This window comes from Leminorella richardii, from assembly GCF_900478135.1.
Taxonomy (GTDB): domain Bacteria; phylum Pseudomonadota; class Gammaproteobacteria; order Enterobacterales; family Enterobacteriaceae; genus Leminorella; species Leminorella richardii.
This window is the reverse complement of record NZ_LS483470.1, coordinates 1,158,241-1,170,841: the sequence shown is the minus strand read 5'-3', so window position 1 is coordinate 1,170,841 and position 12,601 is coordinate 1,158,241. Positions and strand designations below refer to the sequence as shown.

The 12,601-nt window shown below is 51.7% G+C and carries 12 protein-coding genes and 5 tRNA genes; 1 reads left to right on the top strand and 16 read right to left on the bottom strand.

Annotated features, from left to right (window positions below; translation table 11 throughout):
* Positions 1-148: 148 nt before the first annotated feature.
* The 10 genes from mlaA to ccmA are packed head-to-tail and all read right to left on the bottom strand — an operon-like array spanning position 149 to position 7,926.
* Positions 149-904, bottom strand: a complete 756-nt coding sequence (mlaA, locus tag DQM29_RS05570) for a phospholipid-binding lipoprotein MlaA (RefSeq protein WP_111739677.1) — start codon at positions 902-904, stop codon at positions 149-151.
* A 39-nt stretch (positions 905-943) separates the two neighbouring features.
* The gene (gene ccmI / locus DQM29_RS05565; protein WP_111739676.1) at positions 944-2,149 is read right to left on the bottom strand and encodes a c-type cytochrome biogenesis protein CcmI; all 1,206 of its coding nucleotides are present in this window, start codon (positions 2,147-2,149) and stop codon (positions 944-946) included.
* On the bottom strand, positions 2,146-2,637 hold the full coding sequence (locus DQM29_RS05560) for a cytochrome c-type biogenesis protein (protein ID WP_111742005.1): 492 nt from the start codon (positions 2,635-2,637) through the stop codon (positions 2,146-2,148). The genes ccmI and DQM29_RS05560 overlap by 4 nt, the downstream gene beginning before the upstream one ends.
* Entirely contained in the window at positions 2,637-3,149 is a 513-nt protein-coding gene (locus DQM29_RS05555; RefSeq protein ID WP_422385820.1) for a DsbE family thiol:disulfide interchange protein, read from the bottom strand. The genes DQM29_RS05560 and DQM29_RS05555 overlap by 1 nt, the downstream gene beginning before the upstream one ends.
* Before the next feature lie 41 nt (positions 3,150-3,190).
* Positions 3,191-5,152, bottom strand: coding sequence for a heme lyase CcmF/NrfE family subunit (locus tag DQM29_RS05550; protein WP_111739674.1), 1,962 nt, complete (start codon positions 5,150-5,152; stop codon positions 3,191-3,193).
* Positions 5,149-5,646: a cytochrome c maturation protein CcmE gene (ccmE, locus tag DQM29_RS05545; RefSeq protein WP_111739673.1), complete on the bottom strand. Its 498-nt coding sequence runs from the start codon at positions 5,644-5,646 to the stop codon at positions 5,149-5,151. The genes DQM29_RS05550 and ccmE overlap by 4 nt, the downstream gene beginning before the upstream one ends.
* Positions 5,643-5,858, bottom strand: a complete 216-nt coding sequence (ccmD, locus tag DQM29_RS05540) for a heme exporter protein CcmD (RefSeq protein ID WP_111739672.1) — start codon at positions 5,856-5,858, stop codon at positions 5,643-5,645. The genes ccmE and ccmD overlap by 4 nt, the downstream gene beginning before the upstream one ends.
* Positions 5,858-6,592, bottom strand: a complete 735-nt coding sequence (locus DQM29_RS05535) for a heme ABC transporter permease (RefSeq protein ID WP_111739671.1) — start codon at positions 6,590-6,592, stop codon at positions 5,858-5,860. Before DQM29_RS05535 ends, ccmD begins: the two co-directional genes overlap by 1 nt.
* 48 nt (positions 6,593-6,640) lie before the next feature.
* Entirely contained in the window at positions 6,641-7,300 is a 660-nt protein-coding gene (ccmB, locus tag DQM29_RS05530; protein WP_111742004.1) for a heme exporter protein CcmB, read from the bottom strand.
* Positions 7,300-7,926, bottom strand: coding sequence for a cytochrome c biogenesis heme-transporting ATPase CcmA (ccmA, locus tag DQM29_RS05525; RefSeq protein ID WP_111742003.1), 627 nt, complete (start codon positions 7,924-7,926; stop codon positions 7,300-7,302). The genes ccmB and ccmA overlap by 1 nt, the downstream gene beginning before the upstream one ends.
* 259 nt (positions 7,927-8,185) lie before the next feature.
* Here ccmA and DQM29_RS05520 point away from each other — a divergent pair.
* A tRNA-Arg gene (locus DQM29_RS05520) sits at positions 8,186-8,260 on the top strand.
* Positions 8,261-8,629: 369 nt separating this feature from the next.
* Here DQM29_RS05520 and DQM29_RS05515 read toward each other — a convergent pair.
* From DQM29_RS05515 to alaS, 6 genes are all read right to left on the bottom strand, one after another.
* A tRNA-Arg gene (locus DQM29_RS05515) sits at positions 8,630-8,706 on the bottom strand.
* A 97-nt stretch (positions 8,707-8,803) separates the two neighbouring features.
* Positions 8,804-8,880, bottom strand: a tRNA-Arg gene (locus tag DQM29_RS05510).
* A gap of 73 nt (positions 8,881-8,953) precedes the next feature.
* Positions 8,954-9,030: transfer RNA gene (locus DQM29_RS05505), tRNA-Arg, on the bottom strand.
* An 11-nt stretch (positions 9,031-9,041) separates the two neighbouring features.
* A tRNA-Ser gene (locus tag DQM29_RS05500) sits at positions 9,042-9,134 on the bottom strand.
* Between the two features lie 277 nt (positions 9,135-9,411).
* A complete protein-coding gene (gene csrA, locus DQM29_RS05495; protein WP_027275176.1) occupies positions 9,412-9,597 on the bottom strand; it encodes a carbon storage regulator CsrA in 186 nt (61 codons plus the stop codon).
* A 273-nt stretch (positions 9,598-9,870) separates the two neighbouring features.
* Complete coding sequence (gene alaS / locus DQM29_RS05490; RefSeq protein ID WP_111739670.1) at positions 9,871-12,498, bottom strand: alanine--tRNA ligase; 2,628 nt, start codon at positions 12,496-12,498, stop codon at positions 9,871-9,873.
* Positions 12,499-12,601 lie beyond the last annotated feature (103 nt).

Sequence of the window (12,601 nt, the reverse complement as noted above, 5' to 3'; positions counted from 1 at the left end):
GTAGAAACCGATAAAACCGTCTGAGATACTCAGGCGGTTTTTTTATTATGGCCTGCACTGATGACACATTTAATAACGGTTTAAAAAAGCAAAAAAATAGCCAGTCGCTAGACCGGCTATATTTCTTACACATATGTCTATGTAGATATCAGTCGATATCGTCCAGCTGATCCTTAAGCGCTTCGGCGTTTGGATTTTGTTCTGTATCCAGTTTACCGCCATTAGCCAAAAAGTCATGGCGCTGGAAGTAGGCTTCACGCACAAAAATATAGGGATCCGGCGAGTTCGCCAACATCTGATCCTGATCGAGTAGCTGCGCTCGCCCTTCAATGCCTTCAACGGTCCACTTGCCGACAGAACCCCAGAAGGTTATCCAGCTTAACACCGGATAAACATAGTCAACGTAGCCGCCACCTTCATCACGCAGCGTCGCTGAGCCGTAGGCTGGAAGCACGGCATACGGGCCGTAGGGCACATCGTAGTGGCCAAGCACCTGACCAAACTCTTTGTTGTAGTCTTTTTTCAGCTTGTCGTTAGACATGCCTGCGACATCCATAAAACCGCCCATTCCCAACAGCGTGTTGACAAAGAAGCGGTTAAAGTGGCGGAAGCCGTCATAAATATTGCCCTGAAGGAAGTTGTTGACCATTGAGGCCGGCTCACCCAGGTTGCTGGTAAAGTTGCTTAACCCAGTACGCGCTGGCTGCGGCATATAGTCGCGCCAAACCACCGCCACTGGCCGCACAACGTACGGATCCATGTAGTTATAGTTGAAGTTAAACATCGTACGGTTGAAGCCTTCTAAAGGATCTGGCCTCGTTCCGTCTTCGTTCACGCTGCCGCTGTTAGCACAGCCGGTCAGCATTGCCGCAGCGAATATACAACTGACTAATCGGCGCTTCATGTTCTTCTCCCTTAAATCTCGGCGTTATCACCGCGATGCTTACTGTTCAATTTTTTCAATTGTCACGTCCACAGTCTCTTGCCCGGTGAACGGATACACGCGGCTTTCTCCTGTCATCCGCAGCTTGTCCATTTTATCACTGCTGGTGATAGTGGCCGTTATCTTTACCTGTTTTAGGCTGGAAAGCAAACGCGATGGCATCATCGCGCTACCGTCATCCAGCTCAACGCGCATAGGGAACTCCCCTGCCGACACCTGCTTTACAACCACCGGAACCGTCGACTCCCCGTCGGTTACCGTAATCAGCACACTGCCGTTCTTCGGCATTTGAGAAGCCACTTCCGGTGAAATCGACAGCGTAACGCCTAAGCGCACACCGCTGGAAGCGACCTGCGATTTAGCGTAGGCCAGGCTCTGCCTGATTACGTCAATACCTTTGGCATCGGCCGGCATCAGCGTTAACAGTTTTTCCCATGCGGCAATCGCTTCATGAAAATTACCTTGCCCAAAAGCGCTCATCGCCAGTGCTGAAAGCGCTTCCGTGTTTTCCGGATCGGTCTTAAGCAACGCCTTCAGAATCCGTGTGGCTTCCACGATGTCATCCGGATTATTGGAACGCGTTAAAAGCTTGGCGTAGATAATCTGAATATAGCCGTCGTTGGGTGAGAGTTCATACGCCTTTTCATACGAACGAAGCGCAATTTCACCGTTCCCAAGCCGCAGCCCCGCTAGGCCAAGCATAGCCCAATCGCTGACGTTTGTCGGATCCGTGAGCAGCTCGGTGCGCAGCCCTAATGCAAAACGCGCAATATCTTCCGGTTCGTTAAGCAGTCCTGCATCGGCTTTCTTACGCATCTCAGGCATGCTTGTCATTACCTGCTGCCACTGTGACACCTGAGTCATGGCGCCGGTGTGCATGTACAACCCGATAGATACCACACAAAGAAGTACAACTCCCGGCAGTAGCGCAGCACGACTCACTCGGCCGCTCTGACGAGTGTCCTTTTTGGCTGGAATGTCTTCCAGCAGGTTATGCTGCAGCTCCGCCACCATGACATCGCGCTCGCTGATAACCCCGAGCGCTTCATCCACTTCAAGCTCGTTTAGACGCTGCTGATAAAAGGCCTTGTTCAACGCATCGCGATCGGCATCCGCCTTTTTATTCGGGCCTTTTAGCATCGGCAGAATAAAGAGTGCTGTTGCTGCAACCAGCAGCAGAGCGACGATCAGCCAGAATAGGGTCATAGTGCCTTACCGCCCTTTGCACCTTTATCTTCGTTCAACAATCGCTGGAGCCGACGCTGTTCCTCTGCCGACAGAGCAGCACCGCCAGAATTGGCTGAAGAGGCTTTACGCCGGCGGGACATCATAACGATCGCTATTGCACCAAACACCACGCACAGCGCAGGAACAACCCAAAGAATGATCGTCGCTGCCGTAACCGGTGGTTCATAGGTCACAAAGTTGCCGTAGCGATCCACCATGTAGTTGACAATCTGCTGCTGAGACTGCCCCTGCTCCATCAACTCAAATACTTTGTTGCGCATATCGGTCGCAATGGGCGCATTAGAATCGGCGATACTGTTATTTTGGCATTTCGGGCAGCGAAGCTGCCCAGTAAGCTCGCGAAACTGCTGCTCTTCCTCTACAGACTTAAAGTTGTAGGTATCAATTGCGGCGTGAACGCTAAACGCCATAAGCATCGCAAACAGCGCGACAGAAAGTGATTTCATCATTGGGAAGCCTCCCCCTGATACTTAAGCCACAGCGGCTTAATTTCTTCATTCCACACTTTATCGTTTAGGTCGCCCGCATGGCGATAGCGAACAATGCCGTTACCGTCAATGAGGAACGTCTCTGGTGCACCGTAAACCCCCAAATCCAGCCCCAGCATGCCGTTGTTGTCATACAGACTGAGCGCATAGGGGTTACCTAAATCCTTCAACCACTTGATGGCTTTTTCCCGTTCGTCTTTATAGTTCAGGCCGACAACGCGGATACCCTCTGCAGACAGGCGGTTAAGGAACTTGTGTTCGGCGTAGCAGGTCGGGCACCAGGTCGCCCATACGTTCAACAGCAGCGGCTTACCGTCGTTTAACGCTTCCTGTTCATAGATTTTGCCGGGGATGTCTAGCGACTCCAGCTTGAACTTCGGTACCGGTTTACCAATCAGCGCCGACTCGAGGGACGTCGGATCGTCCCCTTCTGCATTGCGCTGCAGCTGCACCATAAAGGCAATGACCATGCCCAGGAAAACCACTAGGGGAATAAACAGAAGTTTCTTGTTCACACCGTTTCCTCGCGTGTTGGATGTTTTTTCGTACGGTAGCGCGGATCGAGAATGCACAGCAGGCCGCCAAAGGCCATAAACAGACCGCCAAACCAAATCCAGCGTACAAACGGTTTATAGTAAATACGTACTGCCCAGGCGCCGTCACCAAGCTGCTCGCCCAGTGCAGCGTAAAGATCGCGAGTGATGCCGCCGTCAATTGCCGCTTCGGTCATCATGCTGCCTGCAACTTTATAGTAGCGCTTCTCGGCGTGCAGAGTCGCTTCAGGCTTGCCGTTGCGCGTAATTTCCAGCTCTCCCGCCCCACCAGTGTAGTTAGGGCCCTGAATGTCCCTCACGTCGCGGAACGTAAAGGTATAGTCGCGGATCATCACGCTGTCGCCGTCTTTTAGGCGAACGTCTCGCTCGACGCTGTAGTTTTGACTAAAGGCTATGCCAAACACGGTCACGGCCACGCCAAGGTGCGCCAATGACATCCCCCAGTGGCTGCGTGAAAGCTGCGTCAGCCCCTTTAAGAAACCGTGGCGATGCGTCGCCCGCTCGTGCAGTTCCATCAGTGTCAGAGCGATAACCCAAACCGCCATCATCAGTCCTAGCACCGTCATAGCGATAATCTTATCCTGCAGCCACCAAGGCAGGATAAACGATGCAGCCAGTGTAATCACTAGTGCGATAACCAGTCTCTTTAATAGATTAGATGGCTCATCACGACGCCAGCGCACCAGCGGTGCAATACCCAGCAGCAGAGAAAAAGGCACCATCAGCCAGATAAACATGGTATCGAAGAACGGCGCACCGACAGAGATAGACCCCAGCCCGAGCTGCTTGTGCACTAAAGGCAGCAGAGTACCTAAAAGCACCACCATCATGGCGGCCATCAGCAGTATGTTGTTACCCAGCAAGAAAGATTCGCGGGAGAAAAACTCATGGTGGGCGCGGGTTTTTCGCACCTGACTGCCGTTGATGGCATACAGCAGCAGAGAGCCGCCGATAACCACCACCAGAAATGCCAAAATAAACATGCCGCGAGCGGGGTCAGAAGCAAACGAGTGCACGGAAACCAGAATGCCGGAACGCACCAGGAAGGTACCCAACAGGCACAGCGAGAACGAGACGATGGCCATCAGCACCGTCCACGCTTTAAACGAGCCGCGCTTCTCGGTAACTGCCAACGAGTGCAGCAGCGCAGTGCCGGTAATCCACGGCATAAGCGAAGCGTTTTCTACCGGATCCCAGAACCACCAACCGCCCCAGCCCAGCTCATAGTAGGCCCAGTAGGAACCCAGAGCGATGCCAAGAGTCAGAAAGACCCAGGCAGCGGTCGTCCACGGGCGAGACCATCTGGCCCAGGCCGTGTCTAGCTTGCCCGCCATCAGAGAAGAAATAGCAAACGCAAAGGCGACGGAAAAGCCAACGTAGCCCATATACAGTAAAGGCGGATGGAAAATCAGCCCAACGTCCTGCAGTAACGGATTCAAGTCGCGACCGTCGATAGGGATCATCGGCAGTGCGCGCAGGAAAGGGTTAGACGTCAGAATAACAAACAGCAGGAAGCCGACGTTAATCATGCCAAGTACAGACAGCACACGGGCAACTGCCTCCAGCGGCATTTGTCGGCTAAACGCCGCCACTGCGCCAGTCCAAAGAGACAGAAGCACAATCCACAGCAGCAGAGAGCCTTCATGCGCCCCCCACACAGCCGCCATACGGAAATAGACTGGAAGCTGGCTATTGGAGTTTGCGGCAACGTAAATCACGCTAAAGTCGTTGAAGATGAATGCGTAGACCAGGCATCCAAAGGCCAAGAGCGCCATCGCGAGCAGGCCGTAGGCCAGCGGGCGAGCTGCCGCCATCATTTTCAGATCCTGCCGGTAGGCACCAAGCAAAGGATAAATGCTTAACAGCAGCGCTAACCCTGTCGCCAGAGCGAGGGCGAAATTACCAAGTTCAGGGATCATTTCCGATTCCCCATCGCCTCAGCCTCTTTCTGGTAGCTTTCTGGCGGACGCTGGTGATTCCCCTTCATGGCCTCTTCAACTTCTGGCGGCATATAGTTTTCATCGTGCTTAGCCAGCACTTCTTTCGCGTTAACTACGTTGTCTTCGCCGTATACGCCCTGCGCCACAACGCTCTGATCCTCGCGGAACAGATCTGGCAGGATACCTTCATAGCGAACGTCGATAGCGGCACGCGCGTCATAAACCTTAAAGCTCACCTTCAGCGAATCCGGATCGCGAACCACAGAGCCCGGCATAACCATACCGCCGATACGCAGCCGCTGGCCCGCCTCTGGCTTGGTTTTGCTTTCGCCTTTACCGTAGACAATCTCACCCGGGGTATAGAAGAGGTCAATATTAGAACGCAGTGCGTACAGCACCAGAGAAATGGTGACAGCCATGCCGATAAGAATGGCAATCGCTAAAAACATTCTATTTTTGCGACGTGGATTCATAACGCGGCCCCCTGTTCTCGTTTTGCGTTTTCAATGCGCGCCTCGCGCGATTTCCGTCGTTGGATCTCACCCAGCAGCTTTTTGCGCTGCCAGCGCGTGTGCCAAACTAAAATAAGCAGAGGAATAACCGTCGCCGATACCGCTAGCCAAACGTACAGGCCGTACCCGCCCATTGCGAAAAATTCCTGCCATGAAGAAAATGCTGGCGTCATTAGCGAGCCCCTTTGCTGATCAGAGACTCCACCCAAGGCTTCTGGCGGTCGTGACTGAGGATCAGGTTGCGCAAACGCATCAGCGTCAGCGTGATAAAGAAAAAGAGATAGCCGAATATCGCCAATCGAAGTGGCGTTCTCATGCTCGGGTCAACTGATTGCTGCATATTGGTCGAGCCCTGATGCAGGGTATTCCACCATTCGACAGAGAAGTGAATAATCGGCAGATTAACGACACCAACTAGCACCAGTATTCCCGCAGCTCGCCCGGCTAATCGGCGATCTTCGAATGCGTTATACAACGCGATAACACCGAGATAGAGAAACAGCAGCACCAGTTCGGAAGTCAAACGCGCATCCCACACCCACCAGGCTCCCCACATGGGTTTCCCCCAAGCCGAGCCGGTCGCCAGCGCGATAAAGGTAAATACCGCACCGACAGGCGCCATCGCTGAGGCAATCATATCGGCGGACTTCATCTGCCAAACCAAACCAATAAAAGCGGCAATGGCCATTGAGCCGTAAATTCCCATCGACCAAATAGCGGCTGGCACATGGATATAGATAATGCGGAAGCTGTCCCCCTGCTGATAGTCCGAAGGGGCAAAGCCAAATCCCCACGTCCAGCCGCTGACTAACAGCGCAATACCGGCAATCGCGGTCCACGGAATAAACTTCCCACATAGACGATACATCGTCTCGGGTTTAGCGAGGGAATGCAGCCACTTCCACATAGTCGTTATGCTCACATTTAATAATAAAAAACTTTCACAGCACCGTCGTTACTGTACGCTGACTCTCAATGCAGCAGCAGCAGCGAACGGAGCCAGCGTCGCAGTCCCGGCGAGGATCGCGCCTAAGATTGCCAAATAGCCACCGATAGGCAACAGCATTGATGCAGCATCAATGGCGGAGGTGGCGAAAATCAACACTGGAATATACAGGGGCAACACCAGCAAACTCAACAAAACCCCGCCTTTACGCAGCCCTACCGTCAATGAAACCCCTATAGCGCCGATAAAACTCAGCGTCGGAGTACCTAACAGCAACGTCAGCGCAACGGCACACCAGGTTGAAAAATCGAAAGAAAGTAGCAAAGCGACCAGCGGCGAAAGGATCAACAGCGGCAGGCCAGTCAGCAGCCAATGGGCACAGACCTTGGCTAGAATAGTGATGGGTAGCGGAATGGGCAACAGCATTAGCTGTTCAAGAGAACCATCAAGAAAATCGTCTCGAAGCAGACGCTCGAGAGATAGAAGAGAAGACAGCAGCGCAGCAACCCAGACAACGCCCGGCGCAATGCGCGACAGCAGTTGGGGTTCAGGCCCAATGCTGAGAGGAAACAGCGTCACAACGATAAGAAAGAACCATAAGGGGTTAACGATTTCCGCCCCTTTACGAAAGGCAATTTTCAGCTCACGGTGCAAAATAGAAATAAACATCAGCGCCACACCCCACCGTCAAGCTTGATTTTACGTATTGGGCAGCGGGCGCTGATCATGTCCTGATGTGTCGTCAGGATGACAATTCCCCCCTGCTCCGCATGCTCTTCAAACAGGCTGGTTAGTCGCTCAACGCCCTGCTTGTCGATTGCCGTTAGGGGTTCATCCAAAATCCACAGCGGCGCACTGCTTAACCACAGCCTTGCCAAAGCGACACGACGATGCTGCCCCGCGGAAAGCTGCGCTACGGGCACGTCTTCATATCCGATGAGGCCCACTTTTTCCAGCGCGCCCCAAATGGCTTCGCTGTCGACCTTACCAGAGGCTTTCTGAAAAAAGGCAAGATTCTCATAGGGAGTCAGAACCGCCTTTACGCCAGGATGGTGGCCAATATAGAGCAGTTCACTGTAGTAGAGATCGCGAGAACGGCGGGTTGCTTCACCGCGCCAGAGAATGTTTCCACCATCGCTGCTGGCAAGCCCGGCTAAGATACGCAGAAGGCTGGTTTTCCCGGCGCCGTTGGGGCCTTCAACCTGAACTAGCTCACCCGAGTGTATGACGAAGCTAAGCTCAGTAAATAGAGCTCGCTCATCTCGGATACAGTTTAGTCCTTGCACTTCCAGCATGGCATTACACATTGTCGATGAAAAATTGACGTTATCATACCATAGCCTTATTCAGGCACGTTAGCCTGCTGCCTGCACCAAAAGTACCTATTTATGAGTAAAATAGGGGGTTAGATCAAAGCCTGCGGGAGAAAGTCTGTAGAATGTGAAGCCTATCAAAAAATCACTTTTTAGCCGTCCTCCGGCGATAAGTTAGACAAACGCACACTGAATAGCTGAAACTACAGTAAAAAACCGATATAATGCCGCCCTGCTTGAAGTCCCCGTAGTTAAATGGATATAACGAGCCCCTCCTAAGGGCTAGTTACAGGTTCGATTCCTGTCGGGGACGCCATATCAAGGCTTGTACAACTTCCCTACGTAAACATTTCTCCTGCTCTCTCCATGCCATGGTGAATGAAACGCCAATAGCGCTATTTTTCAGGCATCGATGAAAATTTAACCGCCCCATAATTCTATGTCTATTTGATAGCAGCGGAATAAATAAAAACGACATAAGTCATTCTCGACTAAACCCGTCGTTTTTATCTGTGCCGTTTAGGAAAATAAGAGAAGAAATGTGAATGACATAGTACATATATATGAAGGCTTACAGGTCATTCTATATAGCGTTAAATCACGCCCAAAAGGAATAAAACTGAAGAATAGGCTTTTAGCTATTTGCAGGGAAGTTATGTCGGATTAATAAAGTAGAAGAAAGGAATGGCGCACCCGAGAGGATTCGAACCTCTGACCGCTCGGTTCGTAGCCGAGTACTCTATCCAGCTGAGCTACGGGTGCATCCTAAAACGTCTGTCGCCTTATCCTCTTATTCGTGAAGACGGCGGCTCCAAACATTAGAGATATTGATAGACAATATACACTGTGTTTAGAAAAATGGCGCACCCGAGAGGATTCGAACCTCTGACCGCTCGGTTCGTAGCCGAGTACTCTATCCAGCTGAGCTACGGGTGCAGATTGGGTTACTGAAGCAAACGCTGTCTCTGCGTTTACCAACGCGCTGTTATGCAACAATGCGTTCTTAAGATGGCGCACCCGAGAGGATTCGAACCTCTGACCGCTCGGTTCGTAGCCGAGTACTCTATCCAGCTGAGCTACGGGTGCAGTTCAGTAAATGGCGGTGAAGGAGGGATTCGAACCCTCGATGCAGCTTTTGACCACATACTCCCTTAGCAGGGGAGCGCCTTCAGCCTCTCGGCCACTTCACCATATCTACTTCAGCAAAACTTCAGACAGCCTAAGCTGCTTATCGATTCTGCGTGGCGCACATATTACTTTCCCGGTCTTATAAGTCAAATACTTTTTCGTACATCCAGTCCGTTTGAGCACTAAGCAAACAACCCGAACACTTTGCCAGCAAAAAAACAAACAGAATACGGCAAAAGCGCTGAAGTCAAAGCTTTCAAACGTAAAAAATAAAACGGGAAAATAGGAATATAAAAATATCAACGCACCCGATAAACCAGAATCGGGTGCGTCAACCGCTTAAAAAGTCGACTGTTGAGACTTTTCAGCCTGAATTCTCTGGTAGATTTCTTCGCGGTGAACAGACACTTCTTTTGGTGCGTTAACACCAATACGAACCTGATTACCTTTCACGCCTAAAACTGTAACGGTGACTTCATCACCAATCATAAGCGTTTCACCAACTCGGCGAGTTAGAATAAGCATTCTTTACTCCTTGACAGATTAAACAAACCATTGCTTCTCTTGTGCATCCAGCCCATTATCCATGATATAGCCTAAGAACGTAAGCAGCGGCGTTTAACCAATACCGCTGAAACCTATGCTCACTCTATACAACTTCAGATAAGAACACGTATATGCCTAAGTTTAGCTAATTATATTAAGTTTATACTACACGACGTGCTAAAAATACTGTAGGAAAGTACACTTTATCCGAGGCGCCGTCAAAACAGCGCCGGGAATAAAGTGAGTTTTGAACTACAGTTTGGCTGCGACCCATGCCTCAACTGAAGCTAGGGCTGCGGGTAATGCTTCACAGTCGGTGCCGCCGGCCTGAGCCATATCCGGACGACCGCCACCCTTACCGCCAACGCTCTGAGCAACCGGCGCAATCAGCTCACCAGCCTTCAGGCGATCAACCAGATCCTTCGTGACGCCGGCAATCAGACTGACCTTATCGTCATACACTGTTGCCAAAACAATAACGCCCGAACCCATCTGATTTTTAATATCGTCAACCATCGTTCTCAGCATTTTTGGCTCTACGCCATTAAGCTGACTGACCAACAGCTTAACACCTTTTATATCAATAGCCTTGCTGACTAAAGACGAACTTTCCTGAGCGGCCTGCTGTGCTTTCAGCTGCTGAAGCTCTTTCTCCACAGACTTGGCGTGTTCAATAAGCCCCTTCACTTTTTCGATCAGGTTGCTCGCATCGCCCTTCACCAGTGAAGAAACCTCGCTCAGCGCATCGCTTTGCTGATGCATGGTGCGAATTGCATTTTCACCCGTAACGGCCTCAATGCGGCGTACACCAGCTGCAATACCGGACTCAGAAGTGATGCGGAAAAGACCGATGTCCCCAGTTGCCGCAGCGTGAGTACCGCCACAAAGCTCGGTGGAAAAGTCGCCCATAGACAGAACGCGAACGCTGTCGTCGTACTTTTCACCAAACAGAGCCATCGCACCTTTCGCCTTAGCGGCATCCAAATCCATGATCTGAGTTTCAACCCGAAGATTTCGGCGAATCTGCTGGTTCACAATGTCTTCAACAGCGCGAATTTGTTCCTGCTTCATCGCTTCATTATGCGAGAAGTCAAAACGCAGGTAGCTGTCGTTAACCAGTGAACCCTTTTGGGCAACGTGAGTACCAAGTACCTGACGCAGCGCTGCGTGCAGCAGGTGAGTGGCTGAGTGGTTCAGTCGAATGCGGTCGCGACGAAGGCCGTCAACAATCGCATCAACGCTATCGCCAACCTTCAGTTCGCCCTGAGTTAGCTGACCAACGTGACCCACTGCCTGACCATATTTTTGTGTGTCCTGAACGTCAAAGCATGCCGTTGGCGCGCGTAGCTGCCCCATATCGCCAACCTGACCGCCGGACTCACCGTAGAATGGGGTATTGTCTAGAATCACCACGCCGTTCTCTCCGGACTGAAGCCGCTCGACTTCTTTACCGTTAACAAACAGTGCAGTAACGCGAGAAGACTGTTCCAGACGGTCGTAGCCGCTAAAGCAGGTTTCCTGCTCTACGCGAATCAGCTTACTGTAGTCGATGCTAAAGCCGCTTGATTCACGCGCTCTGCGGCGCTGCGCTTCCATGGCCTGCTCGAAGCCCTCTTCATCAACCTTAATGTTACGCTCGCGGCAGACGTCAGCAGTTAAGTCCAGAGGAAAACCGTAGGTGTCATAAAGACGGAAGGCTGTTTCGCCGGAAAGGGTATCACCTTCAACCTGAGACAGCGCATCATCCAGCAGCGCCAGACCGCGCTCCAGCGTGCGGGCAAACTGCTCTTCTTCTGTTTTCAGGACCTGCTCTACCATAGACTGCTGCTGCCTTAACTCATCGGCAGCGCTGCCCATAACGCTCACCAGCGGAGCAACCAGCTTGTAGAAGAAGGTCTCTGTTGCGCCTAGCATGTGCCCGTGGCGCACCGCGCGGCGAATAATGCGACGCAATACATAGCCACGGCCTTCGTTTGACGGCATCACGCCATCAGACACGAGAAACGCGCAAGAGCGAATGTGATCGGCGATAACGCGCAGAGACTTACTGCTCAGATCGGAGGCTTTAGTAGCCTTGGCCGCTTCGGCAATCAGCACCTTAAACAGGTCGATATCGTAGTTGGAATTGACATGTTGCAGCACCGCAGAGATTCGCTCAAGCCCCATGCCGGTATCGACAGAAGGCTTCGGCAGCGGCAGCATCGTACCGTCTGGCTGGCGATTGAACTGCATAAAGACGATGTTCCAAATCTCGATATAGCGGTCACCGTCTTCTTCAGGCGATCCCGGAGGTCCGCCCCAGATGTGGTCACCGTGATCGTAGAAAATCTCCGTACAGGGTCCACACGGGCCGGTATCGCCCATCTGCCAGAAGTTGTCGGAAGCAAAAGGCGCGCCTTTGTTGTCACCAATGCGGATAATGCGCTCTTTGGGAACGCCAACTTCGCTGGCCCAAATGTCATAGGCTTCGTCGTCAGTCTCGTATACTGTGACCCAAAGCTTGTCCTTAGGCAGGTTAAACCATTCTGCGCCAGTCAAAAGCTCCCAGGCAAAGCGAATAGCATCGTGCTTAAAGTAGTCACCAAAGCTAAAGTTGCCCAGCATTTCAAAGAAGGTATGGTGGCGAGCAGTGTAGCCTACGTTTTCCAGATCGTTGTGCTTACCGCCTGCGCGCACGCAGCGCTGAGAAGTCGTCGCGCGTGTATAGGCGCGCTTGTCTAGCCCCAAAAAAACGTCTTTAAACTGGTTCATACCCGCGTTGGTAAACAGCAGCGTCGGGTCGTTATGGGGAACTAAAGAACTGCTGGCAACAACCTGGTGTCCTTTACTATTAAAGAAATCGAGAAACGCTTGACGGATCTCAGCGGTGCTCTTGCTCATATAAATTCCAATATCTGGCTATAGATGACATGAAGGCGGTACGTAACTGGTTATGGAGTTGGAAAAACGACCGGCTTACGCTTTAAAAAAGTAGGCATAAGAT